The 26,623-nt window shown below is 64.3% G+C and carries 24 protein-coding genes; 13 read left to right on the top strand and 11 right to left on the bottom strand.

Annotated features, from left to right (window positions below; all coding sequences use genetic code 11):
• Positions 1-103 precede the first annotated feature (103 nt).
• From CWS72_RS23215 to CWS72_RS23200, 4 genes are all read left to right on the top strand, one after another.
• Positions 104-1,408, top strand: a complete 1,305-nt coding sequence (locus tag CWS72_RS23215) for a DUF763 domain-containing protein (protein ID WP_101253033.1) — start codon at positions 104-106, stop codon at positions 1,406-1,408.
• Between the two features lie 134 nt (positions 1,409-1,542).
• Complete coding sequence (locus CWS72_RS23210; RefSeq protein ID WP_146002843.1) at positions 1,543-3,231, top strand: methyl-accepting chemotaxis protein; 1,689 nt, start codon at positions 1,543-1,545, stop codon at positions 3,229-3,231.
• A 107-nt stretch (positions 3,232-3,338) separates the two neighbouring features.
• A complete protein-coding gene (locus CWS72_RS23205) occupies positions 3,339-3,839 on the top strand; it encodes a rubrerythrin family protein (RefSeq protein ID WP_101253031.1) in 501 nt (166 codons plus the stop codon).
• 378 nt (positions 3,840-4,217) lie between these two features.
• Positions 4,218-6,266, top strand: coding sequence for an FAD-dependent oxidoreductase (locus CWS72_RS23200; RefSeq protein WP_158240794.1), 2,049 nt, complete (start codon positions 4,218-4,220; stop codon positions 6,264-6,266).
• Positions 6,267-6,463: 197 nt separating this feature from the next.
• On the opposite strand, the gene CWS72_RS23195 is transcribed toward CWS72_RS23200, so the two are convergent.
• Positions 6,464-6,886, bottom strand: a complete 423-nt coding sequence (locus tag CWS72_RS23195) for a MarR family winged helix-turn-helix transcriptional regulator (RefSeq protein WP_101253029.1) — start codon at positions 6,884-6,886, stop codon at positions 6,464-6,466.
• A gap of 92 nt (positions 6,887-6,978) precedes the next feature.
• The gene (locus tag CWS72_RS23190) at positions 6,979-8,199 is read right to left on the bottom strand and encodes an MFS transporter (RefSeq protein ID WP_101253028.1); all 1,221 of its coding nucleotides are present in this window, start codon (positions 8,197-8,199) and stop codon (positions 6,979-6,981) included.
• Positions 8,200-8,619: 420 nt separating this feature from the next.
• Between CWS72_RS23190 and CWS72_RS23185 the strand changes: the two genes are divergently transcribed.
• From CWS72_RS23185 to CWS72_RS23170, 4 genes are read left to right on the top strand one after another with little or no spacing between them, the layout of a single operon-like run.
• Positions 8,620-9,588 carry an aliphatic sulfonate ABC transporter substrate-binding protein gene (locus CWS72_RS23185; RefSeq protein WP_101253027.1) on the top strand — a complete coding sequence of 323 codons (969 nt, stop codon included), beginning with the start codon at positions 8,620-8,622 and terminating at the stop codon, positions 9,586-9,588.
• A 39-nt stretch (positions 9,589-9,627) separates the two neighbouring features.
• The gene (ssuD, locus tag CWS72_RS23180) at positions 9,628-10,794 is read left to right on the top strand and encodes an FMNH2-dependent alkanesulfonate monooxygenase (RefSeq protein WP_101253026.1); all 1,167 of its coding nucleotides are present in this window, start codon (positions 9,628-9,630) and stop codon (positions 10,792-10,794) included.
• Positions 10,795-10,805: 11 nt separating this feature from the next.
• Positions 10,806-11,645: an ABC transporter permease subunit gene (locus tag CWS72_RS23175; protein WP_101253052.1), complete on the top strand. Its 840-nt coding sequence runs from the start codon at positions 10,806-10,808 to the stop codon at positions 11,643-11,645.
• A gap of 12 nt (positions 11,646-11,657) precedes the next feature.
• The gene (locus tag CWS72_RS23170; protein WP_101253025.1) at positions 11,658-12,467 is read left to right on the top strand and encodes an ATP-binding cassette domain-containing protein; all 810 of its coding nucleotides are present in this window, start codon (positions 11,658-11,660) and stop codon (positions 12,465-12,467) included.
• A 15-nt stretch (positions 12,468-12,482) separates the two neighbouring features.
• Here CWS72_RS23170 and CWS72_RS23165 read toward each other — a convergent pair whose 3' ends face one another.
• The 4 genes from CWS72_RS23165 to CWS72_RS23150 are packed head-to-tail and all read right to left on the bottom strand — an operon-like array spanning position 12,483 to position 16,346.
• Complete coding sequence (locus CWS72_RS23165) at positions 12,483-13,220, bottom strand: Crp/Fnr family transcriptional regulator (protein ID WP_101253051.1); 738 nt, start codon at positions 13,218-13,220, stop codon at positions 12,483-12,485.
• Between the two features lie 13 nt (positions 13,221-13,233).
• Entirely contained in the window at positions 13,234-14,055 is an 822-nt protein-coding gene (locus tag CWS72_RS23160) for an ABC transporter ATP-binding protein (RefSeq protein WP_101253024.1), read from the bottom strand.
• On the bottom strand, positions 14,052-14,933 hold the full coding sequence (locus tag CWS72_RS23155) for an ABC transporter permease (RefSeq protein WP_101253023.1): 882 nt from the start codon (positions 14,931-14,933) through the stop codon (positions 14,052-14,054). The genes CWS72_RS23160 and CWS72_RS23155 overlap by 4 nt, the downstream gene beginning before the upstream one ends.
• A 6-nt stretch (positions 14,934-14,939) precedes the next feature.
• Entirely contained in the window at positions 14,940-16,346 is a 1,407-nt protein-coding gene (locus tag CWS72_RS23150) for an ABC transporter substrate-binding protein (protein ID WP_101253022.1), read from the bottom strand.
• A 231-nt stretch (positions 16,347-16,577) separates the two neighbouring features.
• Here CWS72_RS23150 and CWS72_RS23145 point away from each other — a divergent pair, with 231 nt between their 5' ends.
• From CWS72_RS23145 to CWS72_RS23125, 5 genes are read left to right on the top strand one after another with little or no spacing between them, the layout of a single operon-like run.
• Entirely contained in the window at positions 16,578-18,317 is a 1,740-nt protein-coding gene (locus CWS72_RS23145; protein WP_199175914.1) for a fumarate reductase/succinate dehydrogenase flavoprotein subunit, read from the top strand.
• Between the two features lie 5 nt (positions 18,318-18,322).
• Positions 18,323-18,544 (top strand): 4Fe-4S dicluster domain-containing protein, encoded by a 222-nt coding sequence (locus tag CWS72_RS23140; protein WP_101253021.1) that lies wholly within the window; start codon positions 18,323-18,325, stop codon positions 18,542-18,544.
• Between the two features lie 8 nt (positions 18,545-18,552).
• Positions 18,553-19,485 carry a HEAT repeat domain-containing protein gene (locus tag CWS72_RS23135; protein ID WP_101253020.1) on the top strand — a complete coding sequence of 311 codons (933 nt, stop codon included), beginning with the start codon at positions 18,553-18,555 and terminating at the stop codon, positions 19,483-19,485.
• A 1-nt stretch (position 19,486) separates the two neighbouring features.
• Positions 19,487-20,659, top strand: coding sequence for a 4Fe-4S binding protein (locus CWS72_RS23130; RefSeq protein ID WP_101253049.1), 1,173 nt, complete (start codon positions 19,487-19,489; stop codon positions 20,657-20,659).
• A gap of 12 nt (positions 20,660-20,671) precedes the next feature.
• The gene (locus tag CWS72_RS23125) at positions 20,672-20,923 is read left to right on the top strand and encodes a YfhL family 4Fe-4S dicluster ferredoxin (RefSeq protein ID WP_101253019.1); all 252 of its coding nucleotides are present in this window, start codon (positions 20,672-20,674) and stop codon (positions 20,921-20,923) included.
• 361 nt (positions 20,924-21,284) lie between these two features.
• Here CWS72_RS23125 and CWS72_RS23120 read toward each other — a convergent pair whose 3' ends face one another.
• The 5 genes from CWS72_RS23120 to CWS72_RS23100 all read right to left on the bottom strand — a co-directional run bounded on the left by CWS72_RS23120 (position 21,285) and on the right by CWS72_RS23100 (position 26,619).
• The gene (locus CWS72_RS23120) at positions 21,285-22,565 is read right to left on the bottom strand and encodes a hydroxyacid-oxoacid transhydrogenase (RefSeq protein ID WP_199175910.1); all 1,281 of its coding nucleotides are present in this window, start codon (positions 22,563-22,565) and stop codon (positions 21,285-21,287) included.
• 102 nt (positions 22,566-22,667) lie between these two features.
• Positions 22,668-23,678, bottom strand: coding sequence for an ABC transporter substrate-binding protein (locus tag CWS72_RS23115; protein WP_101253017.1), 1,011 nt, complete (start codon positions 23,676-23,678; stop codon positions 22,668-22,670).
• A 46-nt stretch (positions 23,679-23,724) separates the two neighbouring features.
• Positions 23,725-25,092 carry a phenylacetate--CoA ligase family protein gene (locus tag CWS72_RS23110; RefSeq protein WP_101253016.1) on the bottom strand — a complete coding sequence of 456 codons (1,368 nt, stop codon included), beginning with the start codon at positions 25,090-25,092 and terminating at the stop codon, positions 23,725-23,727.
• Entirely contained in the window at positions 25,085-25,792 is a 708-nt protein-coding gene (locus tag CWS72_RS23105; RefSeq protein ID WP_241911866.1) for a CoA-transferase, read from the bottom strand. The genes CWS72_RS23110 and CWS72_RS23105 overlap by 8 nt, the downstream gene beginning before the upstream one ends.
• Before the next feature lie 11 nt (positions 25,793-25,803).
• Positions 25,804-26,619, bottom strand: a complete 816-nt coding sequence (locus tag CWS72_RS23100; RefSeq protein ID WP_101253014.1) for a CoA transferase subunit A — start codon at positions 26,617-26,619, stop codon at positions 25,804-25,806.
• Positions 26,620-26,623: the final 4 nt, after the last annotated feature.

Genomic DNA, 26,623 nt, shown 5'->3' with positions numbered 1-26,623 from the left:
GGCGGTTCAAGACCTTCCATCATTCTCGGGTTCGCTACCGGCTGGCATGACTGCGGGTTTCGTGCTAGACCTCATGTTCATTCTTTGTTCTGAGGGTTGAGTCGTGGCGCAACGGGCCGGCAGCGCGGATCTGCCGCTTCATAACGGTCGGGTGCCGGCGTGGTTGGCCGGACGCATGGCGCGCCTGGGCGCGGTGATCGCCCAGGCGATCGTGCATGCCTATGGTCGGGACGAACTGTTGCGCCGTCTGGCCCATCCTTTCTGGTTTCAGTCCTTCGGGGCGGTGATGGGAATGGACTGGCATTCCTCGGGCATCACCACCAGCGTCATCGGGGCATTGAAGCGCGGATTGGATCCCCTGGCCGGCGAATTGGGCATCCATGTCTGTGGCGGGCGGGGACGGCATTCCCGGAAAACGCCGCAGGAGCTGGTCGCCATCGGTGACAGGGTCGGCTTCGATGGCAACCGGTTGGCGACGGCGAGCCGCCTTGTCGCCAAAGTGGACAGCGCGGCGGTTCAGGACGGTTTCGATCTTTACCTGCATGGCTTCATCGTGGCCGACGACGGCCGGTGGACGGTGGTGCAGCAGGGCATGAACGGCGATCGCCGCCAGGCGCGGCGCTATCATTGGCTGTCCGAGGGATTGACCAACTTCGTCGAGGAACCGCATGCGGCGATCGAGGGCCATGGACGGGGGCGGATCATCAATCTGACCGATCATCGTGCCGCCGTCTCCCGGCAGGCCCAGGTCGATCTGCTGCGCGACTTCGGGCCGGACCGGCTGGCGCGCGAGGCCGTGGCGCTGGAAGAGGCGCCGGCACCGGCACCGGTACCGGCGGCGGTTTCCGACCAACCCTTTCTGCCGCATCTCGTCATGCCGGCGCACCACGATGTGCGGCCCGGCGACGTGATGATCCGGCGTCTGCATGGCGCGCTGGCCGCCGCCGCCGAACGCGGTCCCGTCGACTTTTCCGGGTTGCTGCTCACCCCCGGCGTCGGGGCCCGCACCGTCCGCGCCCTGGCCATGGTGGCCGAGGTGGTGCATGGCGCGCCCTGCCGTTTTGCCGATCCGGCGCGCTTTTCCCTGGCGCATGGCGGCAAGGATGGTCATCCCTATCCGGTGCCGCTCACCGTCTACGATCAAACCATCGCCGTCCTGAAGTCCGCCGTGGAGGGGGCCAGGCTCGGCAATGACGAACGGCTGGACGCCATCCGCCGCCTGGATGATCAGGCGCGGCGGTTGGAGCGCGTGGCCACCGGCCCGGCGCTGCCCGATTTCATCGCCGAGGAGCGCCGACGGTCCCCGGAGTATGGCGGACGCACCGTCTTCGGGCCCGCCGAACCAGATGGTTCCTTCGCGTCCGCGCGGCTTTCATCGCCTCATGGTGGTGACGCGAAAACCGGCTGACCAACTGTGTGTTTCCCGGTATTTTTCAGTTGCTGAAAAGACTTGACGATTCGCGTTCCCCGTGCGCTAAAGTAACTAAACGGTTATTGGCGCAGCGGTTGTGGTGCCGATGCCGACGAAAAAAGGGGGGCGTCGTGACGAGGCTCAAGCTGGGTATCGGTGGACGGATCTGGTCCCTTGTCATCTTGTTGGTGGCGGGGCTTGCGATCATGGCATATGAAGGGCTGTCCGCCATGCGGGACAGCATGGTGGAAGATCGGCGACAAGCCCTGCGGCAAATCGTCGAATCCGCCGGCAGTATCGTCGCCAGCTATCAGGCCCGGGTCGAAAAGGGCGAGATGGGCCTGGACGAGGCCAAGGTCGCCGCGAAGGAGGCGCTACGCGTCGTTCGCTACGGCGAAGGCGATTATGTCTTCATTGTCGATCATCAATATCGGAACGTTCTGCTGCCGCCCAGGCTGGATCTCGAGGGCCGGGACCAGTCGCAGGCGAAGGATCCCATGGGAGTCTATTTTGCCCGTGAGATCGTCGATACGGCGCGCAGGGCCGGTGTCGGCTATGTCAGCTATCACTGGGCACGGGCCAAGGATGAGCCGGCGGTCCCCAAGATGGCGGCCGTTCTTGATTTCAAGCCGTGGAATTGGGTGATCTGCACCGGCGTCTACGTCGATGATCTCGATGCGGCTTTCCATGCCAAGGCCATCGATATCGGCGTGACGGGGCTGATCATCTTGCTGTTGGGGGTGGGGCTCGGCGCGACGATGGCCCGTTCGGTCACCGGCCCGCTCGGTCGCGTGGTGGTGCGGATGCGGTCTTTGGCGGCGGGAGAGACCGCCGCCGCGGTAGACGGGATTGCCCGAAGCGATGAAATCGGAGAATTGGCCCGGGCCATGGAGGTCTTCCGGGCCAATGCCCTCGAAAATCGCCGCCTGCAGGACCAGCAGGAGGAGATGAAGGTCGCCGCCGCAGCCGAGCGGAAGCAAGCGCTGGCGAGACTGGCCGGCGATTTCGAGACCAGCGTGATGGATGTGGTCAGGGTGGTCGCCGCTTCCTCATCGGCGTTGCAGACAACGGCACAGAGTATGTCCGGCGGCGCGTCGCAGGTGGTGTCCCAGGCGACGGCCGTGGCCGTTTCCGCCGAACAGGCGACGGCGAATGTGCAGACGGTGGCGTCCGCCGCCGAGGAATTGACCGCTTCGATTTCCGAAATCTCACGCCAAGTCGTCGATTCCGCCAAAATTTCCACCGAGGCATCCGAGCATGCCGCCCGCACCAATAGCATGGTTCAAGGGTTGGCCGCGGCGGCGGACCGCATTGGCGAAGTGGTCAAATTGATCAACGACATCGCCGCCCAGACCAATCTGCTGGCGCTGAACGCCACCATCGAGGCGGCGCGGGCCGGCGATGCCGGCAAGGGATTCGCCGTGGTCGCCGGCGAGGTTAAAAGCCTGGCCAATCAAACGGCCAGGGCCACCGAGGAAATCGGCCAGCAGATCTCCTCCGTCCAGGACGAAACCCGCCGTACGGTCGATGCCATCAGGGAAATCGCCGCGGTCGTCGATCGGATCCGTGAGATTTCGGCGGGAACCGCCGCGGCCATCGAAGAGCAGGGCGCCGCCACCAAGGAGATCGCCCGCAACGTCGAGCAGGCGGCCCTGGGAACGCAGGAGGTCTCGCGCAATATCGGCGGCATCAACCGGAGCGCCGAGGCGACGGGGAGCGCGGCGGAACAAGTGCTGGGCTCGTCGGGCGATCTGGCCGTTCATTCCGAGAAACTGCGGGTCGAGGTGACGCGTTTCCTGGCCGGGGTCCGGTCCGCCTGACGGCTGTTCTCGTCTCGGCCTGTCGGTTCCTGTTCTCGTCGCGCATCTTTTGCTCTACGATGTCCTCACATTTTTTGTGGGAACAACGGGTTTTGAGGAACTTTAGAATGAAGACTGAGAAGAATCTGGCCGAAGCTTTTGCCGGCGAGAGCCAGGCCAACCGGAAATATCTCGCCTTCGGCGAAGCCGCCGCCAAGGAGGGACTGGCTCAGGTCGCCAAATTGTTCCGCGCGGTGGCCGCTGCCGAAACCATTCACGCGCATGCCCATCTGCGGGCCATGGGCGGGGTCAAGACGACCGCCGTCAATCTGGCCGAAGCCATCGCTGGCGAAAAGCACGAGTTCGAGGAAATGTATCCGGGCTTCGTCGCCACCGCCCAGGCGGAAGGGGCGCGGGTCGCCGAAATCTCCATGAAGCGCGCCATGGACGTCGAGGTGGTGCATCACGGCCTGTTCACCGACGCTCTGGCGGCGGTGGAAGGCGGGAAGGATCTGCCCGAGGGCAAGGTCCGCGTCTGTCCCATCTGCGGACATACGGTGATCGGCGATGCCCCGGATCAGTGTCCGGTGTGCAAGGCCAAAGGATCGACTTATATCGAAATCGAATAATCCGAATAAAAAGGGTGCCGTGCCGATCCAGTGCGGCACCTTTTGATCCGAGACGAATATTTATTTTATTTATCGATGTTTAAATTACGATTTAACCCCTGAAATTGTCTCAACTTTTAATTTATATCGCTCTCTTTATTGATATTGTTCGCAGGCTTTTCTTGAAAAGAGGATGTCGCTTCCTGCAAAGTGCGGCTGGTCGAGATGGAAGCGTCCCCACATGCGGAACCCTTTCCCGCGTGACGCCAAGAGGAGGGACGCCCCGCCCGGCATTAAGGGCTTGGTGATCCGAGCCAATCAGCGGGATTTGGATTTAAGTCAGAGAAACCGGAAAAACTCATGGATGCGATGGTTCGATCGTCCGGCGCCGTATGCGTCGTGGACGAAACTCGAAAGGAACTGAGGCTGGCCTGGCGGGCTGCCGAGGACGCGCCTCGACCGGTTCGTCTCGCCCTGGCCCAGGCGACGCGTCTGGCCACCGAGATCGCCGCCGGGCGGGGATCGGTCCATATGCTGGCCGCGCTGGGCCGGATGGCCGAGCAGTTGACGGAATTCGCGCCCGAAATGGCGGTGCGCCTCAGCGCATCGCTCTCTGAGTTCGGGGAGGAATGGCTCCATCATGCCCAGGGCGGCGTTTGCGCCGCCGGACGGTGCTCGGGCAAAGCGGGAGCGCCTTGCCGCGCGGCTTGCCCGGCCGATATCGATATTCCGGGGTTTCTCGCGCATATCGGACGGGGCCGTTATGACGAAGCCTTGCGGGTGATCGCCAAGGACAATCCCCTGCCGCATTCCTGCGGCCTGGTTTGTCCGGCTCCTTGCGAGGCGGCGTGTTTGCGGGGAACCGTCGGTTCGTCGCTGTTCATCCGTCCGTTGAAGGCCGTGGCGGCGAAGCATTGCGACAACTACGGGACTCCCGAACGGGCCCCGGCCACCGGCAAGCGTGTCGCCGTCGTCGGTTCGGGACCGTCCGGGCTGACCGTTGCCTACTATCTGGCCGGCAAAGGTCACCAGGTCGAGATTTTCGAGGCGCGCGATCAGGCCGGCGGCATGCTGCGCTATGGCATTCCCTCCTATCGGCTTCCCTATGAGATCCTGGACGCCGAGATCGACCATATCAAAAGTTTGGGGGTGAGCATTCATACCGGGGCCGAGGTGAGTTCGGTCTCCGACCTGCACGAGCAGGGATTCGACGCCGTCTATCTGGCGATGGGCTTGCAGCTTTCCAGACGTTTGGGCATCGAAGGCGATGATCTTCCCTTCGTCATCGGCGGCATGGATTTCCTGGGCGGCGTCGGGGCCGGGACCGATCCCAGGGTCGGTCCCCGGGTGATCGTCGTCGGCGGCGGAAATTCGGCGGTGGATGCCGCCATGACGGCCCTGCGTCAGGGCGCCCGGCATGTCTCGATGGTCTATCGCGGCCGGCGCCGTGAAATGCGCGCCAGTCCGCACGAGATCGAACTGGCCGTGGCGGAAGGCGTGGAAATTCTCGAATTGTGGGCGCCGGAGCGGGTGTTGCCCGACAACAAGATGGTGTTTCGCCGCTCCTCCAAGGCGACCGAGGAGGAACGGCGGGCCTCGGGCGAGTTCCTGACCCTCGACGTCGATCATGTCCTGGTGGGTATCGGTCAGGAATCGGCCTTGTCCTGCCTGGAGGGCAGCCGGGTCGAGATCAAGGCCGGCCATGTCGTCGCCGATGCCGAGACGGGGGCTACGTCGCAACCGGGCGTCTACGCCGGAGGCGACGTAGCCCACGGCGCCAGCACGGTGGTCGCCGCCATCCGGGCGGGAAAGGCGGCGGCCGCGTCGATCCATGCCTTCATGATGGGCGAGGGGACGGCCTCGGCCGAACCGTCACCGAAAACGGCCCGCGTTCCGCCCGCCGCGACCGCCGCCGCCCGGCGCAGCAGCCGGCTCCGCCCCTCCATGCCGCAGCGGGACGCCGGTGAACGGAAAACAACCTACCAGCAGATCGAGTTGGGGCTGGCCGAGGCCGATGCCGAGGCCGAGGCCGATCGTTGCCTGCGGTGCGACATCTGCATCGGTTGCGGTTTGTGCGAACTGGTGTGCAGCGAAGTCGGAGCCGAGGCCCTGAGAATGGTGGAAACACCGGCCGGACGGCTGGTTTTCGACGACTTCACCCGGCCGATCAGCCGCTGCATCGGTTGTGGCGCCTGCGCCGAGGCCTGCCCGACGGGAGCGATTCGCGTCGAGGACCGGGACGGCGCCCGCTCCACCATCATCACCGGCACGGTCGTTCGCCGGCAGGAGATGCTCTCCTGCCGGATTTGCCATCAGCCGCTGGTCGCCGAAGGGCAGTTTCATCTGGTCAGCGATCGGCTGGGTCGCGACGGGGCAATGCCCCTGATCTGCCCATCCTGCGCAAGGCGTCTGGGACGCGGGGGGGCCGCGTCGGCCGTCGTTCGGTAGGGATTATTCCCTCGCCCGCTTTGTGGGAGAGGGAGGGGCCCGCGTAGCGGGAGGGTGAGGGGGGAAAGTCGCACAAAGTCCGAGAATTTTTCTCCGCCTGTCGGCGGAATGCCCCTCATCCCAACCCTTCTCCCACGAGGGGAGAAGGGCTTTCGCCCGCCTTAAAAAGGGGAAGGGCATCGGATGCCATCAAGAAATTATGGGCGGCAGGTGTTCTTGAAGAGCGCGGCCAGGACGGAAACGAAATGTTCCAGGTCGTCGGTGCCGATCTCCCTTAGGAGATCGGCGTGATGGGCGGCGATGATATTTTCCCATTGCCGGTATTTCTCGGCGGAGAGAGCGGTCAGGGAAACCAGTTTTTCCCTTCGACTTGAGCCGGTTTCCCTCTTGATCAGTCCCTTCTCCTCAAGACGCAGCAGCGTTTTGGAAATGGCCGGCGGCTCTATGTTGAGATAGCCGGCCAGGGAGGCCTGGGTCATCGGTCCGCGTTTGCGCAACACCGAAATGATCGACCATTCGGAACTGAACAATCCTTCGGGTTCGAAGCGCTGATTGAGGTCCTTCGAAATGGCTCGGGTCGTTTGATACAACTGATGTATCACCGTATCCGCATCCACCATGCCGCAAGCCTTTCCTTCGTCCGTCCGGATGGTTCATCCGATCCGCCATGATGATGGATGGCATCGGAAAAAGCTCCTGGGAAAAGGCGATGTCATTCCTCTTCGGGGAGAGGTTCGGTCCCCAGCAGTCCCTTCTGGTTCATCAGATGGATGGTATAGATGACCAGGAAAACGCCCATCACGGCCGCGGCGCATAGATAGGCGGAAGGCAGTCCGGCTTTTTGGGCGAACATGCCAAGCAGCACCGATCCTCCGCCCAGCCCGATGTCGAGGGCGTTCGAGAAGGTTGCGCTGGCCGCGCTTCGCCGTTGGGGCGCCACGTCGGAAATCGTGGCGGTCTGCAAGGCGGGAAAGAGCATGCCGATCCCGAAACCGTGCAGGACCGCGGCCGCGAGATAGACTTCCATCGTGCTCGCCTCGGCCACCGTGACCAGACCGGTCAGCAGCAGGATCACACCGGGCAGGACGACCCAGGCCGGTCCCTTCCGATCGTAGACCTTGCCCATGGCGAGACGGGACAGAAAGATGCAGCCGGTTCCCAGGATGAAGAAATAGCCCGGATTGGCGAGATGGAGTTCGTTGGCGTAGACGGCGATGAAGTTGATGACGCTGCCATGGGCAATTCCCATCATAATCACCAGGAACGCCGGAAACAGGGTCCCCGGTTCAACGAAGATGTCGAGAACGGATCTCCGCCCGATTGCGGGCGCTTCGTGTCGCTCCGGATGCGGCGCGGATGTCGGGGCGGACGAGAAGCCGCAGGTGCTCAGCAGGAGACCGGCGATGAGTTCCCAACTTCCGGCCATGGCGAACATCGCGGTAAATCCATATTCCTTGGCGATCCAAAGGCCGGTCGCCGGCGCCACCGCCATGGCGATGGTGGTCGCCAGGCCGAAATATCCCAAGCCCTCGCCCCGCCGCGTGGCCGGTATGACATCCGAGACGATGGCCACATAGAAGGTGGTTCCGATGCCGAAGCCCACACCATGCAGGACCCTGACCCACAACATGGTCTCCACCGTCGGCGCGAACGGATAGAGGGCGGCGGAGAACAGGGAAATGACGATGCCGAGCAGAAGGCAATTGCGCTTTCCGAGCTTTCTCACTCCCAGGTCGGTGAAAAGGCGGGTGATGACCGACGAAAGGACGAAAATGCCGGCAATCAGACCGACTTGTGTCTTGCTGCCGCCCATATCCGAGGCGAGGAGCGGGACTGTCGGCAGCAGCATGTGGAAACCGCCGAAGAAAAATCCATTGGAAAGGACCAGGCCGGTAAAATTTTTACTCCAGATCGTTGAGCCATTCTGTTCCATGTCGTCTTTTCACCTCGCTTGCGCGCAAGGCGGCTCATCCCTTGATGATATCGGCATGAAGGGGAAGGGCGGCTCGTCGCGCGGGATCGTCGGATACGAAAACCGTCACGCGGATCGCTGACAGGCGTCAGGGGCGGGTTCCTTAGAATATTAACTAGCAAACAATTAACTAGCACATTATTCCGCGATGTTCCAGTTGCTTCGGAACGGAGTGATCGGTTGCGGTCATAATAAACACAAAAATATTGTTATTAAATATATAAATAGACCTATTCGATGGAATTATGGTGATCTGGCTGTGGCGTCATGTGATAATTCAATTATAACAATTATAATATGTGTATTAGCGGCTTGCTTCCGAAGATGCGGCCTTGCCGCGGAATGACCGCCGGGAGCGGAAGATAAAGGGAATGCAGTTCGATGAATCGACGCGAGTTTCTGAAGTCGACGGCGGCGGGAATCCTGGTCTCCTCTTTCGTCGGGATCGCCTCCTCGGCGCGAAAGGCGATGGCGGCGAGTGTTCCGAAGGAGATCCGCCTCGGTTTTCAGAAGTCCGGCCTGTTCGTCTCCATCAAACAGCGCGGGACTTATGAAGCCTTTTTCAAACCGCGGGGAATCGACGTCCGGTGGGTGGAGTTTCAATTCGGCCCCCCGATGCTGGAGGCCCTGAACGTCGGTTCGATCGATTTCGCCACCGTGGGCGACGCTCCGCCGATTTTTGCCCAGGCGGCGGCGGCCAATCTCTATTACGTGGCGGCGCAGCCGCCGAATGGCGAGGCGGTGATCGTGCCGGCGAATTCGCCGATCCGGACGCTGGCCGAATTGAAGGGACGCAAACTGGGGGTCGCCAAAGGATCGAGCGCCCATGCCACGTCGGTGGCTGCCATCCAAAAAGCCGGTTTGACCTGGGCCGACATCACGCCGGTCTATCTGGCGCCGGCCGACGGCGCGGCCGCCTTCACCAGGGGGGCCATCGACGCCTGGACGGTCTGGGATCCCTATCTCGCCAGCGCCGAACTGCAACAAGGCGCCCGCGTCCTCGCCTTCAACAAGGATGTCCACGACCCCCATAATTTTTATTTGGCCAACAAGGGATTCGCCGAAACCTATCCGGACATCGTCGGTCAGATCGCCGACGTCCTGGCGCGGGAGGCGGCCTGGGCGAACGATCATCGCGCCGATGTCGCCAGGACGCTGCAGGAGGCCCAGGGCATCGATCTCGCCATTGAGACGAGGGTCGTCGAACGGGCCACCTATTCCATCTCGCCCATCGACGAGGCGATCGTCAACGCGCAGCAGGTGACGGCGGACCGCTTCCACGACCTCGGCTTGATTCCGAAGCGGATCGCCGTGCGCGACATCGTCTGGAAATGGACGCCGAAAGTGTGATCAGCCCCTCGTTTTCCTTCATGCCGGCAGGTAACCACCATGAGTGACGCAAGAAAACCGCTCGATTTGTTCTGGTTCATTCCCGTCAGCGGGGATGGCCGTTATCTGGGAACGGAGCAGGGGCATCGGCCCGCCGATTTCCGCTATCTGAAGCAGATCGCCCAGGCCGTCGATGGTCTCGGCTATCAAGGCGTGCTGATTCCCACCGGCAAAGGCTGCGACGATCCCTGGATCACGGCCGCCGCCCTGGCGCCGCATACCGAGCGGTTGAAATTCCTGTTGGCCCTGCGGCCCGGCGTCGCCCAGCCGACCTATTTCGCCCGGCAGATCGCCGCCATCGACCGTTTAAGCAACGGGCGCGCCATCGTCAATATCGTGGCCGGCGGAAACGCCCGCGAACTGGCGGGGGACGGCATCTTCCTTTCCCATGATGAACGTTACGAGCACGCCTCCGAATTCCTGCACGTCTATCGCCGTCTGCTGGCCGGCGAAACGGTCGACTTCGACGGCCGCTATATCAAGGTGCGGGGGGCCGAACTCTCCTTTCCGCCCGTTCAGAAGCCCTATCCGGGCATCTGGTTCGGCGGTTCCTCCGATCCGGCGATCGAGGTGGCGGCCGAGCATGTCGACGTCTATCTGACCTGGGGCGAACCATTGGACGAGGTCGCCGCCAAGCTCGACGCCGTGCGGCGCCGGGCCGCCGCCTTCGGTCGTCAGGTCAGATTCGGCCTGCGCCTTCATCTCATCGTCCGCGAGACCGAGGCGGAAGCCTGGGCCGCGGCGGACAAACTGATCAGCAACCTTTCCGACGAGGCTATCGCCGCCGCCCAAGCGAAATTCGCCCACGACTCCGATTCCGTCGGCCAGAAACGGATGAGCCGCCTGCATAAGGGTGGCCGCCGCGATTCGTTGATCGTCGCGCCCAATCTGTGGGCCGGCGTCGGCCTGGTGCGGGGCGGCGCCGGGACGGCGCTGGTCGGCGATCCGGAGACGGTGGCCAAGCGCCTGCGCGAATATCAGGATCTGGGTATCGATACGGTGATCGCCTCGGGCTATCCGCATCTGGAGGAGGCCTATACCGTCGCCGAATTGCTGTTCCCGGCCCTTGGAATCGGCCGGGGGGGAGAGGTTCCTTCTCATCAGACCCAGGTCGGTGAGTTCGGGATCGGCGGAACCGGCCGTCTTCGCGCCGTTTCGGCATCATGACGGTGGCCCCGATGAATGACGCGACGTCCTTGACCCTGCCGCGCCGGGTCTCCGTCCTTTCCTGGTCGCCGGCCAGGCTCGTCGAATGGGGGGCCCGCCACGGGGCTCCGTGGCTCGTCCCCCTGTTGCTTCTCGCCCTGTGGCAACTCGGCGCTTCGCTGGGGGCGATTCCGCCCAATGTGGCGCCGTCGCCCGTAGACGTGGCCAAGGCCTTCGGGCGGCTGACGGCCAGCGGCGAATTGCTCTCCAACATTGAAATCAGTTTCCTGCGGGCGCTCGGCGGCCTTCTCGTCGGCGGCAGTCTCGGTTTCGCCCTCGGTCTCGCCAACGGTTTGTCGCCGGGAAGCGAGCGGCTGCTTGACAGCACGGTGCAGATGATCCGCACGGTGCCTCATCTGGCGCTGATTCCCCTGGTCATCCTCTGGTTCGGCATCGAGGAGGACGCCAAGCTTTTCCTGGTCGGCCTGGGCGTGCTGTTTCCCGTCTATATCAATACGTTCCACGGTATTCGTACCGTCGACGCGCAATTGGTCGAAATGGCCCGCAGCTACGACATGAGCGGCTTCGAGTTGTTTCGCCGGGTGATTTTTCCGGGGGCGCTGCCGTCGATTTTCGTGGGTTTGCGTTATGCCATCGGTATCGCCTGGTTGACGCTGATCGTCGCCGAAACCATCGCCGCCCAGTCGGGCATCGGCTATATGGCGATGAACGCCCGCGACTTCATGCAGGTCGACGTGATCGTGGTGGCGATCATCGTCTATGCGCTGCTGGGCAAAGCCGCCGATTCCCTGGTTCGTCGGCTGGAGCGGTCCTATCTCGGCTGGCACGCCGCCTTTCGCGACCGGAATTGAGGGAGACGGGCCATGAGCTTACCTCGGCGTGAACACCAGGATCGGGCGGCGGACGAGGACAATCGCGGCGTCGCCATTTCCATCGACGGCTTGGCCCGCAGCTTCGGCGCGCAGGCCGTGCTCGAAGGAATCGACCTCAAGATCGAGGCCGGCTCCTTCGTTGCCGTGGTTGGCCGTAGCGGCTGCGGCAAGAGCACCTTGCTGCGTCTTCTCGTCGGGCTGGATCAGCCGACCTCGGGCAGCGTGCGCTTTTCCGATCCGGTGACGGGGGCGGCGGTGGCCGGGGCCGGGCGTATCATGTTCCAGGAAGCGCGGCTGTTGCCCTGGGCGAAGGTTTTGGAAAATGTCGAGGTCGGTTTGGGGCGCCGCCGCAGCCTGCCGACCGCCCGCGCCGCCGCATCGGCGACGCTGGCCGCCGTCGGCCTGGAGGGGCGGGAGAACGATTGGCCGGGAGTGCTGTCGGGCGGGCAGAGGCAAAGGGTGGCTTTGGCCCGCAGCCTGGTCAGCGCGCCGGATTTTCTGGCGCTCGACGAGCCGTTCGGCGCGCTCGACGCCCTGACGCGGATCGAGATGCAGACCCTGCTTGAGGGGGTCTGGCTGGATCAGGGCTTCACCGCCCTGTTCGTCACCCACGATGTCGCCGAGGCGCTGACGCTGGCCGACCGGGTGATTCTGCTGGAGGACGGACGTGTCGCGCTCGACCAGGTGGTGGACCTGCCGCGACCCAGGCGTCGCGGTTCGGTCGATCTGGCGTTGCTCGAAGAGCAGATTCTCAAGGCGATTCTGGGCAGCGAGCGGGTTCGCCCCGAATACGAGATCTGATCCGGATTGCCGTGGTCAACCGGCGAAACGGCGCAAGGCTTCCTCGTTGCGGATCACGATGCGGTTGGGAGTGATGGCGATCATTCCCTGCTCGCGGAAGCGGTCGAGGGTGGTGGTGACCCATTGGCGGGTGGAGCCGACCATCTTGGCCAGGTCCTCCTGGCTCAGCGTGCGTCCGATGGCCACGCCTTCGGGGACCGCGTGGCCGTCGAGATTGGCCATCAGCAGCAGCAACTGGGCCAGGCGCTCGGCGGCAGAACGGGTCCCCAGCATATGGATCAGGGCGGAGTAGGCCTTGCCCTTGTGGACGAGGGCCTCGACCAGGGCCACCGCCAGGCGCGGCAGGCGTTCGATCAGGCAGCGCAGTTCGCGGCCCCTGACATGCAGGACCTGGGTGGGGCGAATCGCCTGGCCGGACCACATGTGTGGGCTGCCGCCGAATATTTCGGGTCCGCCGACGAAGTTGCCGGGCGACCAGTATGCCAAGGTGATCTCGCGTCCCGACGGTCCGGTGTAGTAGGTCCGCACCTGTCCTGCCAGGATGATGAAGATGCCGTCGTGATGATCGCCCTGTAGGAACACCGTGCGTCCGGCGGCGAACTGCCGTATCGAGGAGACGGAGCAGATCTCGGCATATTCCTCGTCGGAGAGGCCTGCCAGCAGGTTGAGGCTGGCCCCTTCCGATCCCCCTTCCTCGTGCAGATGCAGTGATGGGGCGGGCTGGGCGCGGGCCCCGTCGGCGGGCTTGGTCATGGGCTCCTCCTCCTCAGATTCCGGCGCCATCGGCGAAGTCGAAGGCGCGCTGACTCTCCTGCCGGATCAGCTTCAGGCATTGGCGTTTGTGCCCGGCGAAGGCCGGGTGGGCGAAAACGTCCTCGGGGCGCGGGCGCGGCAGTTCGACCCGGAGATCGAGAAGCACGCGGCCCGGCGCGGCGCTCATCACCACCACGCGGTCGGCCAGGATCAAGGCCTCGTCGATGTCGTGGGTGACGAAGAGCACCGTGTTTCCGGTCTGGCCCCATAGCCTCAGCAGGCTTTCCTGCATGATCGTGCGGGTCTGGGCGTCGAGCGCGCCGAACGGTTCGTCCATCAAAAGGACGCTGGGATGGTTGACCAGGGCGCGGGCGATGCCGACCCGCTGGGCCATGCCGCCCGACAGCGTGGCCGGATAGCGGTCGGCCGACGAGCCGAGCCCGACCAGATCCAGATATTGTCTGGCCAATTCGGCGGCGTCGGCCCGCGAGCGGCCCTGCATGCGGGGACCGAAGGCGACGTTGTCGAGCACCGTCTTCCACGGAAACAGGGAATGCTGTTGGAACACCATGCCGCGCTCCGGCCCCGGTCCGGCGACGGGATGTCCATCCACCGCGATCCGTCCGCGGTCGGGGGCGACGAAGCCGGCGACGCTGTTGAGCACGGTGGATTTGCCGCACCCCGACGGACCCAGCAGGCAGATGAATTCCCCGGGGTCCGCCTGAAGGGAAAAATCGGTGACGGCGGTATGGCCGGCGAAGCGGATCTCCAGCCGCTCGATGGCGATGCGGCCCTTGGTCACCCTGAGGCTTCGTTGAGAAGGAATCGACGTCATCGAGCGGCCTCGCGGTTGCTGGGGCTTTGACGGGGTTGCCAGGGCATGAGGACGACGCCCAGCAGGCGGAGCAGTCCGCTGGACAACAGTCCCAGAACGCCGATCAGCAGCATGCCGAGGACGATATCGGCGTACTGGACCAGGGAATAGGCCTCCCAGGTGAAATAGCCGATGCCGAACTGGCCGGAGATCATTTCGGCGGCGATCAACGAGACCCAGGCGACGCCCATGCCGACCGTCAAGCCGGTGAAGATGTGGGGCAGGGCGCCCGGCAGGAAGACATGGCGGAAAAGAGCGGCCTCATTGGCGCCAAGGCTGCGCGAGGCGCGGATCAGGGCGGGGTCGATGGCCGCCACCCCATGCAGCGTATTGATCAGAACGGGAAAGAACGCCCCCAGGAAAGTGATGAAGACGATGCTTTCCTCCGAGGTCGGCCACAGCATGATGGACATGGGAACCCAGGCGATGGCCGGTATCGGCCGTAATACCTCGACCACCGGATAAACCAGGACGCGGATGATCTGAAACCGTCCCATGACCAGCCCCAGGGGGATGGCCGCGAGGGCGGCCAGAGCAAACCCCGCGCCGATGCGCTGGAGGCTGACGACGATGTGCTGGAGAAAACGCGCGTCTCCGAAGGCGATCACCGCCCGTGCCGCCACCGCCTGCGGTGTCGGCACATTGATGAAGCGGATGTGCAGATCCAGCCGGTAGAAGGTCGCGACATGCCAGGCCAGAACGAAAAGCAGCAGCGACGCGACGCTCAAGGTCCAGGTCCATGCGGTTTTTCGCCGCAGTGCGGTCAGGGGGCCGCCGGCCGAAGGGGGGCGCCCCCCCTGGCCGGTTTCCTCGCGTGCGGTGGCGATCGCCCCGGTCATCGCTTTTCAGCTCCCGGTTCCGACGGCGGCCAGGGCCTCTTCGAATCCGCCCACCGTGCCACCGTTCTTTTGGGCATAGGCCTCGGCGTTCTTGCGAAGCAGGAAGGGAATCGCGTCACCTCCCTTGGTCGGAATGGCGTAGAAGGCCTGGTCGGCGAAAAGCTTGATGCCGAGCGTCGTATCGAAAAGATAGGCCACCCTGGCCTTCCGTCCCTTGCTCTTCAGGTCGTTGAATGCCGCCAGCGTGCATTTGGGCGAGCTGTAGGCGACGATGTCGCCGCCGTCGATCCAGATCTCTCCGGCTTGACGGGGCTCGGTCACCGGCTTTTTGCAATAGGGATCGGTTCCCTTGACCTCGTAATTGGCGAGGCTCGCCAGCCGTTCGTCGTAATTGAGGTTCAGTTCCTTGAACGCCTGGCGCAGATAGGCGTCGTTGACCCATTTGGCCGGGTCGAACTCCTTGACCCGGTCCAGTTTGCGCAACACCTCGGCGTCCTCGGCCACGGCGGCGACCAGGGCGGGCTTGATGGTGGGATCGAGCGTCATGATGCCGCCCGGCCCCAGGAAGATATAGACCACTTCCTTGTCGATACCGGTCCATTCCGCGATCTTTTCGGCGGCGCCTTTGGGGTCGGCCTTGATCCATTGCTCGGCCTCGATCTCGGCTTTCAGATAGGCGACGACGATTTCAGGATATTTTTCGGCGAAATCGGTGCGGACCACGACGCCATGCCAGGTCGGCGTATGGGTTTCGACGCCGTCGTAGATCTTGCGGGCGTAGCCGCGGAACGGTAGCAACTCGGCGAAGGGGACGAAGTCGGCGTGGGCGTCGATCTTCTTTTCCTGCAGATTGGTGGCGCCGACCTCCGGGCTCTGGCTGACCAGCTTCCAATAATCCTGGCCCCAGCCGTTGTCTTGCAGCGTCTTCAGCAACATGCCATGCGCGGCCGAGCCGAAAGGCACGCTGACGGTTTTTCCCTTGAGATCGGAGAGTTCGTAGTAGGGGCTGTCCTTGTTGACCACCAGGCCGTTGCCAGAACCGTGGAGATTGTAGGCCGCCACCGAGATGAGCTGGCTTTTGCTTTCGGGATTGCCCTGAAAGGTATAGCCGTTGACCACCAGCGGATAATCGCCCATGGCGCCGAACTGCAGCTTGTTGGCCATCATGCCGTTGGTCACCGGCGGACCCGAGGTGAAGTTTTGCCAGTCCAGCTTGATGGCGAGGTCGGCGTATTTTCCGCCTTTCGGCAGATTTTTCTCCAAAAGCTTCAGTTCCCGGATCACCGCTCCGGCGGTCACCGTGTTGGTGGTGGTGTCCTGCGTGCCGATGCCGATGGTCAGGGTTTGTTCCGCCCGCGCCGGCACGGCCAGCAAGAGGGTTGCGACGGTGACGAACACTGTGCGGACCTTCATGGACCGGATCTCCTTGCTGTCGAGATATGGCCGCTGTCGTCCTGAGCTGACGGCAATGGCTGGAAGGAGTCAATCTATATTCCACTAGGAATGTAGGTTAAGCTAGTAGTTGTCCATTTTAAAAATGTAATTTATGAGGCAATTAGTTGCTCAACCGGGGGCGTCATCCTCGGGCATGGTGGCGGCGTTCCATCCGGGACCCCTTTCATCTTTCGGAACCGAGGATGCCCCATGTCCGCAATCACCACCGCCATCCGCCAGATGGAAACCGACGTCCTGGTCATCGGCGGAGGCACCGCCGGCCCTCTGGCCGCCATCAAGGCCAAGGAGAAGGCGCCGGGGACGCGCGTGCTGCTGCTCGACAAGGCCAACGTCAAGCGTGCCGGCGCCATCGCCGAGGGCATGGACAGCGTCAACAACGCCGTCATTCCCGGCTATGCGACGCCCGAGCAATATGTCAAGGAAATCACCATCGCCAACGATGGCATCGTCAATCAGAAGGCCATCATGGCCTATGCGACGCGCAGCTACGACATGATCCGCGAGCTGGATTCCTGGGGCGTTAAATTCGAAAAGGACGAAACCGGCGCCTATGCGGTGAAAAAGGTTCATCACATGGGGGCCTATGTGCTGCCCATGCCGGAAGGGCACGCCATCAAGAAATTCATCTACAAACAGATCCGCCGCCTGGGCATCGCGGTCAGCAACCGCCTGATCGCCACGCGGCTTCTGGTGGCCCCCGACGGCCGCATCGCCGGGACCATGGCGTTGGACAGCCGCAGCGGCGAGTTCGTGGTCATCCGGGCCAAGGCGGTGATCTTGTGCACCGGTTCCGCCGGACGTCTCGGGCTGCCCGCGTCGGGTTATCTGTTCGGCACCTACGAAAATCCGTGCAATGCCGGCGACGGCTATTCCATGGCCTATCACGCCGGGGCCGAACTGTCCGGTCTCGAATGCTTCCAGATCAATCCGCTGATCAAGGATTACAACGGACCGGCCTGCGCCTATGTCACCGGACCGTTCGGCGGTTTCACCGTCAACGCCAAGGGCGAGCGCTTCATCAAAAGCGATTACTGGAGCGGCCAGATGATGCTGGAGTTCTGGCGCGAGCTGGAAAGCGGCAATGGGCCGGTGTTTCTTAAGCTCGACCATCTGGCCGATGAGACCGTCACCAGGATCGAGAACATTCTGCATGTCACCGAGCGTCCGACGCGCGGGTTGTTTCATGAAGGACGGCACACCGATTACCGTTCCGATCTGGTCGAGATGCATATTTCCGAGATCGGATTGTGCGGCGGGCATTCCGCCTCCGGCGTCTGGGTCGACGAGAACGCGCGGACCACGGTTCCCGGCCTTTATGCGGCAGGCGACCTGTGCAACGTCGCGCACAATTACATGATGGGCGCCATGGTCTTCGGCATGATCGCCGGCCAGGACGCCGTCGACTATGCCGCCGGCCTCGATCTGCCGGAATTCGACGCCGGCCAGGTGGAGAGGGAGCACGCCCGCGTGCTCGCCCCCCTGGAGCGCGCCGAGGGTTTGGATCCGACCGACGTCGAATACAAGCTGAGGCGCATGGTCAACGACTATCTGCAGCCGCCCAAGGTGACCCGCAAGATGGAGATCGGTCTCGACCGTTTCGCCGAGATCCGCGAGGATCTCAAGCGCGTCAAGGCCGGCAATCCCCATGAACTGATGCGGGCGCTGGAGATCCACGCCATCGTCGATTGCGCGGAACTGGCGGCCCGCGCCTCGCTGTTCCGCACCGAAAGCCGCTGGGGGCTTTACCATTACCGCAGCGATTTCGAGGAGAGGAACGACGCCGAGTGGTTCTGCTTCGTCGAGGTCAGGAAGGGGCCCGACGGCAAGCCGGAGATCTTCAAGCGCCCGGTCGACCCCTACATCGTGCCGGTCGGCGACGACGAGCGCGACGCCTACAACCAACTGCGTATCGAAACGGCCGCGGAGTGAATTCCATGCCGAAAGTGAATCAGCCCTCGGTCACCATCGATCACGACAAATGCATCGCCGCCAAGGGATGCCGCACCTGCATCGACGTCTGCCCCACCGATATCCTGGCCCTGGACGAGGAGGGCAAGGTGCACATGGCCTATGACCAATGCTGGTACTGCCTGCCATGCCAGCATGATTGCCCGACCAAGGCGATCACCGTGGCGATTCCCTATCTTTTGCGGTGAGGTTCGCCATGTCCGATCCCGAGATCGCCATCCTGCTCGCCGCCCTCGACGATCGGGATCCGGAAGTCCGCCGTCTGGCCATCCTGACGGCGGCGGATGCCGTCCACGAGGATGCGTTGCCTTTCATCCGCGCCAGCCGGGATGATGATCCGGGGGTCCGCCTGGAAGCGGTCTCCGCCTTGGAGGGCGTGGCGGCGGAAGAGGCGGTTGAGGCCTTGGTCGACCGCCTGGACGACCAGGACGGGGAGGTGGCCGCCGCCGCCGCCCGATCCTTGGCGGAAATCCAGGATCGGACGGCGGGTCCGGCTTTGCTGAGACGTCTGGCCTCCGCCCGTGGGGCGGCGCGGGCGGCAATCCTGGCCGCCCTCCGCCGCCTGCGGCTGGAGGGCGCCCTGGCCCCGGCCTTGGCGGCGCTGGACGATGGCCTTGCCGCCGTTCGCCGCGAGGCGGTCATGGTGCTGGGCTATCTACAAGATCCCGCCGCCTTGCCCCGGCTGGCCGAACGGGTGGCCGGGGATCCGTCCGCCGAGGTGCGCCGGGCCGCCGTCGGTGCCTTGGGATATGGCTCCGCCGAACTGGTGCTCGCCGGTTTGCTCGCCGGCCTCGCCGATGGGGATTGGCAGACCAGGGAGGAGGCGGCGTCGATCCTTGGCCGGCTTCGTCCGGCGGGCGTCACCGGCGCCTTGATCGCCGCCCTGACCGACGACTACTGGCAGGTTCGGCTGAAGGCGGCCGTGGCCTTGGGCAAATATCGCGAGACGCTGGCCATACCGGCCCTGGCCGAGGCGCTGACCCACCCCATCGGCAATCTGCGCAAGGAGGCGGTCAACGCTCTCGGGGCGATCGGCCATCGGGACGCGGTCCCGGCTCTGCAAGCCATGCTGGACGATTCCGACGTCGAGGTCCGCAAGGCGGCCCGGCATGCGCTGGCGGGATTTTGAGATGATCACGGCGAAGGATTTCGGCGACGGCCTTTATCGCCGGCAGGATCTCGTCAGGCTGGTTCAGTGGCTGGTGGTGGGGCTTTACGTCCTGTTGCTGGCGGGGCCGGTGATCTGGCCGGAGGGCCGGATCGGCCGTGTCGCCGAAATCCTCTTCTGGGGTGTCTGGTGGCCCCTGGTCATCGGCTCGATGATGCTGATCGGGCAGTTCTGGTGCGGCGTCCTTTGCCCGGACGGCACGGTGACGGAATTCGCCAGCCGCCGCGGCCGTGGCCGCAAGCCGACCGAATGGTTGCGCTGGGCCTGGTGGCCGTTGGCGCTTTACTCGGTCCTGACCTTCTTCAGCGATGCCTTCCAGGCACATCGGTCCGCCTGGGGAACGCTGCTGGCCGTCGGCGGCATGTCGGGTTTGGCCCTGGGCACCGGGCTCGTCTACGGCCGGGGCAAGCGCGTGTGGTGCCGCTATCTTTGCCCGGTGACCAGTATTTTCTCCCTGTTGTCACGCTGCTCGGTGCTGCATTTCCGAGTGGATCGCGGCGCCTGGGAGGCGGCCCCGCGTCCGGTGCCGAAGCCGGTAGACTGCCCGCTGCTGCTCGATGTCCGCAGGCTGACCAGCAACGAGAAATGCAACATGTGCGGCCGTTGCAGCGGCCATCGCGGGGCGGTCGAGCTGGCCTGGCGTCCGCTCGGTTCGGAAATCGAAAGTTTGCGTGACGACGAGGTCCGTCCCTGGGACGCCTTCGGCATCTGCTATGTGCTGATCGGTCTTTCCCAGGCCGGTCTTCACTGGCACCACTCGGCTTCGGCCATGCTCGCCATCTCGCTCGGTCTGGGAAGCGCGGCCGCGTTTCTGCTGTTCGCCGCCACCGGCGGGCGGTTCATTTCGGCCATGCGTCTCAGCTATGGCCTGATACCCCTGGCCGGTTTCGGCCTGATGGCCGGCGCCGGGGAACATTCACTGGCCTTGCTGGCCGGAGAGGGGGTGGAGGTCGGCGATCTTCTGACATGGTCGCGCGATCTCGCGGTTCTCCTGGGATGCCTGTGGAGCGGCCGCCTGGGGTGGCGTTTGATCCGTGGCCTGCCGGTCTCCGGCCGCCCGGCCGGCGCCGCCGGCTATGGAGCCTGCCTGCTTTTGCTGGCCGCGAGCATCCGCCTTTCTCCGCTTCCTTTCTGACAAGAGGCTTTCATGGCCCTGCTGATCACCGATGCCTGCATCAATTGCGACGAATGCGAACCGGAATGCCCGAACGAGGCGATCACCGAGGGGGAGGAGACATGCCAGATCAACCCCGACAAATGCACCGAATGCGTCGGACATTACGGGACGCCGCAATGCATCGAGATCTGCCCGGTCGATTGCATCATCGTCAATCCCCTCCGGGTGGAGGGGCCGGACGCCCTGATGGCCAAATACCGCGTCCTGATGGGGATGGAGTAGCGCTTCGTATTTAGGCGGAATCGCGCTCGTCAGCCTGGGGGCGTTTGGACATTTGGCGATCGGCCAGATGCCCTTCCTCCTCCTGAGGGGTCCGGTGCGCCCCGGCTTTTGAAAAACCACCAAGGCACCAAGGCGTTCCCCGAAAGAACGGGCGATGGACTGGGTTGCAGCGCCGCAGGCTTTCATTCGGTCATCCCGCGTGATGTCGTCGGTCGGACAGGAAAACGCCTGCGGCGTACTCCGCCGCCTTGGTGCCTTGGTGTCTTGGTGGTTCAAAATATCCAGGGTCGTCTTTCAGGCCATTGGGAACCATGGGTAACGGGCGAAGCATGACGGTGGTGGGTTTCCTGAAAGTCCTTCGCTATGACGCGGACTCACCCTGGAAAAGCCCTTCCCGAAAGATCGCCTCCATGTCGGTGTGCGAGAGTTCGCCGGGGAAGTTCTCGACCAGCCTTTTCTGCTCAAGGGCGCCCTTCGCCAGCGTCCCGATGTCTTTCTCGTCAAAGCCCAGTTGCGCCAGATTGACGGGGATGCCGGTCTGGCGCATCAGTCCCAGCAAGACGCCGGCGATGGTGTCGCCGGGATGGTCGTCCCGACCCGGTCCTTCCAGGGCCCGGGCGATGGGCGCGAAGCGTTCCGGCGCGGCGCGGGCCAGCCATCGCAGGGCGGCGGGCGCGTTCACCGCCACCGCCATTCCATGTGGAACCAGGGGCTTGCCCTCGCCCCATTCTTCGGGGCGGAAAGACCTCACCAGCTTGGCCACCGGATATGACATGGCATGGGGGAGATGGCAGCCGGAATTGCCGAAACCGATACCCGCCAGCAATCCGGCGAACATCAATTGGCTGCGGGCTTCCGGGTCTCCTTCCGTGACGGCGGCCACGAGATTGCGCGACGTCAGCCGGATGGCCTCCAGGCAGGGCACGGCGCTGTAGGGATTGGCGCCCTGGGTCATCGGCCGCTGGGAGGGAAGCGGGGGCCGCTGGCGCGCGGTGTAGGGTTTCGCGCTGAAGCTTTCCATGGCGTGGCTGAGGACGTCGAAGCCGTTGGCCGCCACCACCCGGGCCGGCAGATGGGTCAGAACCGTCGGGTCGAGAATGCCCAGCGTCGGCCGGATGCGGCGGGAGACGATTCCTGTTTTCACCTTCGCCGCGGTGACGTCGAAGATGGCGATGCCGGTGTTCTCGGCGCCGGTGCCGAAGGTGGTCGGGCAGGCGATATGGGGTTTCAGCGGTCCCGGCACGGCGCGCGACTCGCCGAGGGGCGCCGCGACATAGCTGAGGAATTCGGCGGGCCAGGTGGAAAACAGATTGGCCGCCTTGGCGGTATCCATGACGGATCCTCCGCCCAGCGAGATGAAGCCGTCGACCCTCGCCTCGGTTGCGGCCCGCGCCGCTTCCAGCATGGAGACGTCGGTCGGTTCGACTTCCGTCCGGTCGAAAACCACGGCCTCGACGCCGGCGCGATGGAGCGACGTTCGCACCGTTTCGAAAAACGGGAGCCGGCGGATGCGGGCATCGGTCACCAAAAGCACGCGGGTCAATCCCAGTGTCCGCGCTTCCTCTCCGACGTCTTCGAGGGCGCCGGGTCCGAAACGGATGGCGGCATGTTCGATGGAAAAAATCGTTTCTTTCGTACCCATGGCCATCCTCGGTCGGAAATTTATCAATGAGTTGGTGGGCCGGCTTACCCAGACGCCTGGACACCCAAGCGTCTGGGGTGGACCACTCGCTGTCGAGATGCGTTACGACAAGACGTCGGCGTAGATCTTTTCGGCGTATTTGGTGGGATCCGTGGTCGGCTTCAGAACGTTGACCAGTTTCAGATCCTCGGCGTAGAGGCGGAGTTCCCGCTTGAAGGGCTCTCCCACCGGATTGTGGCCGTGCGTATGGCTTTTCAACATGGAGACCAGATCTTCGATGTCGACCTTGGGCGAGTAGGGATAAAAGGCCTCGGCCGTCTTGCGATAGTCGATGGCGGTCAAATGGTGGGCTTCGAGCAGGGCCAGCGTCAAAGCCCTGGCCGCCGCCCTGTCATCCCTCAGCAGGCTGCCCCGGATGCCGATGACGCAGCAGACGCGGTCGGCATAGTCTCCGGTCAGATTGGTGGCGACTTCGTCGAGATCCGGCCGTTTGCGGAAGACCCATGCCAGCGGGTCGCTGAGGGTAAGGGCGTCGGCTTCGCCCTTCTGGACGGCGGACGGCAGAAGGTCTGCCGGATATTGACGCCAGTTGACGTCCTTGTCCGGGTCGAGGCCGTTCTTTTTGAACAGGATCGAGAAGAAATTGCGATCCGGTCCGCCAAGATCCGGGGTGGCGATGGTCTTGCCTTTAAAGGTGGAGAGATCGGCGGTGAGGCCGGAGCCTTTCGGCGCCAGAAGACGCAGGCAGCCGCCGTGGGTGCCGCCGGTCAGCTTGACGTCGAAACCCTGTTCCAGGGGCTTCAGCCAGCGCAAGGCCATGCCGACTCCGGCGTCGGCCTTGCCGGTGGCGATGGATTCGAGAAGCTGGTCGGTCGAACCGACATAGTTGATCAGTTCGATGTCCAGCCCGTGCTTGATGAAGAGCCCGGAACTGATGGCGAGCGGAATGGGGGCCAGGCAGGCGGCGTTGGCGTTCCACGCCAGCTTGATCGGCTTCAATTTGTCCTGGGCCTGTATCTGGGCCCGGGCGGGAAAAGCGGGCAACAGGCCGGTCGAGGCGGCCATGGCGCCGAGCATCAGGGTGCGCCTGGAAAGGGTGTGGCTGTTGGTCATCCTGTTCACCTTGCACTTGTGAGGGAATGGGCGGCGGATCGGGCTGTCAACTGTCCTTGGATACCACTTCGATCAGCTTGGTCTTCTGGTTCGAACGGGGCAGCGAACCGAAGGGAACGACGGTGACGCGGGGGCGAATGGCGAGAATTTCCCGCGCGCGCTGTTCGATCCGGCGGGCGACGTCGTCCCATTGGCCGGAAGGTGTGTCCTCGCCCGCCTCGACGACGACCTGCAACGGCGGCTCGACTCGGGGCGGCGGCGCGGACAGCCGGATGCGGATCTGGCCGGAGACCGCCGGCTGGAAGCCGGAAACCACCTCCTGGATGGCGGAGGGATAGACCTTGGCCCCTTTGACGTTCAGCATGTCGTCGGCGCGGCCGACGATTTCCATGCGCGTTCCGAAATGGCCGCAATGGGGGCATTCGCCGATACGGATGCGCAGGATGTCGCCGGTGGCGTTGCGGAAGGCCGGGGCGGCTTCATATTCGAGGGCCGTGTGGATGGCCTCGCCGACGGCGCCGTCCCTGATTTCGATCGGCGCCTTGGTTTCCGGATCCACCAGGTCGTAGCGGAAGCAGTAATCCTCGGCCATATAATGCATGCCGTGGTAGTCGCCGCCACCGCAGGAAATGGTCCCGTTGTGCCAGGCGCCGCCGGTGACGTCGAAGATCCTGGCGCCGAAGGCTCCGGTGATCTTCTCCCGGATGGGGGTGATGCTGACGCCCGGTTCGCCGGTGCACACCAAGGTCTTGATGCCCAGCGCGCCGACGGGTTTTCCGATTTCCGAGGGGGCCCGCTCGATCAACTGGTTGAGCAGCGAGGGCGTTCCGAACAGCGCCTTGGGGCGGGTATATTCGAGGTAGCGCAGAATCTTCGGGATTCCGCCTTCCGCCCCGACGGCAATGGGCCGCGCCCCGTAGGCTTCGAGGGCCTGGACATAGGTGATGCCGGCCAGCCACAGGCTCAGTCCGAAGGCGTGAAAGGTGGTGTCGCCGGGGGCGATGCCGGCGACCTGGAAGAGCCTGCCCAGGACCCGATTGGTGATGTCCTGGTCCTTGCGGGTGAAGGCGTAGAATGTCGGTTGACCGGTGGTGCCCGAGGTGGCGGCGACGTGAATCACCTGCTCAAGGGGGGCCGTCAGATGCAGGCCGAACGGGTGACCGTGGCGTTCCAGCGATTCCTCCTGCGAGCGGCGATGACGGGCCTTGTCGAGGAAGGCCGGCAACCGGCGGAAATCGTCGAGGGTGCGGATATCGTCGGGCGAAGCGACGCCGGCCTCGCGGAAACGCGCGGCGTAGTAGTCGGTATTGCCGAAGACGTAGGCGATCTGCCGTTTCAGTTTGGCAAATCGCAAGCGATCGAGGGCGGCGACATATTCGCCGGGGTCTCGGGTGTCGATGCCGAAGTCATGCATGGGATCCTCGCAGAAGGCGGGCGGTAAAACGGGGGTAGAGCGGAGCCAGGGCGCTGGCGATGGGACCTTGCAGCAGCTGCAGATCCTCGTCCGTCGGTCCTTCGGTCGGCCGTGGGTCGGCGGCGACGGCGAAATCGAAACCGGTTTCGGCGCGGATGGTCTCGACGGTTTCGCCAGGATGGCAGGAAACCAGGGTGAAGCCGCCGTCCGTGAAACGGAAGACGGCGCGTCCGGTGACCAGGCTTTTGGGGCCGCCGGTGCGATAGGCTCCCTCCGGTCCGCTCCCGCGCGCGCTGACGAAGTCCACGCGCGGCACCAGCACGCGGCGGCTGTGCTCTTCGCGGAAAAGGACGATGTTGGGGACCAGGGCCATCAGATAGGGGGCCCCGTAGCAGCCGGGGAAACGGTGGTCTCCGGTGCGCAGCAGGTTGATGTCGCCCGTCCCGTCGATTTCTCCGCCGCCCAGGAAGAAACTGTCGAGACGTCCCTGCGCGGCGAAGTCGAACATCTCCCTGCCGCCGTCGGTGAAGGGATTGTGCCGGGGCGAGCCGAGGATGAAAACGGTGAGCCGGCCCGCCGCCTTATGCTCCGCCAAGAGGGCGGCGGCGGCCGGGATCGGCGAATTGCTGCCGACGGCGACGCTTCCGGAACCCGCGATGCAACGGGCCAGGACCGCGGCGAGAAACGCGCTTTTCGTCACGTCGCGCTCCCTCATCGCAGCCACTCCGCCAGGATGGCGGCGAACCCGTCATCGGTTTTCGCGGCTTCGGAATAACGGGCGAGCGCCCCGTCGTCGGCGGGGTGGGACTCGCCGAAGGCCAGCGGCCAGCTTCCCCCCGGGGCCACCGCGACTTGGGCGACGTAAAGGTGGGGCAGGGTGCCGGGCGCCATCAGGGGATCCTCCAGCAGATTGCCGGGATGCAGCGCCTCGACCGTCACCAATGTCCGGCGCGCGGCGTGGGCGAGGGTGGCCAGTTCGCGGCGCAGGCCGATCCACACATTGCCGGCGGCGTCGGCCAGGGCGGCGTGGAACAGCGCCACATCGGGCCGCACGGCGGGAATCAGCACGATGGGATCCGGATCGGCTTCCCCGGCCAGCGGATTGCGGATTACCGGCCAGTCCTGCCGGCCAGCCAGGAGATCGGTGCCGAGGATGCCGCGCAGCGGCAGGAAGGGGATGCCTTTCTCGCCCGCCTGCAACGCGGCGTGCTGCGCGGGGCAGGTGGAATCGCGGACGACGAGGCCGCCGGCGCGCAAAGCGTCGCGAAAGCGCGGGCCGACCCCCGATTCGCCCAGCGCCATGCCGGCGGTTTCCAGTGTTTCGACGGCGCCGGCGCCGATCAGAAGGTCGGTTTGCAGGCCCGAGGTGGGCACGCCGAACAGCCGCAGGCGACGGGCGCCGCGACGGATCAGGGCAAAGGTGGCGGCCATGGCCACGCCACCATAATCGGCGGGCAGGGCCAGGCGGGCTCCGTCCGGGATGGAGCCCGCCAGGGCGTTCACGGAAACCGGACCGGGATCCCTCATCGCG

This window comes from Telmatospirillum siberiense, assembly GCF_002845745.1.
Classification (GTDB): domain Bacteria; phylum Pseudomonadota; class Alphaproteobacteria; order Rhodospirillales; family Magnetospirillaceae; genus Telmatospirillum; species Telmatospirillum siberiense.
This window is presented reverse-complemented; position numbering and strand designations above follow the sequence as displayed.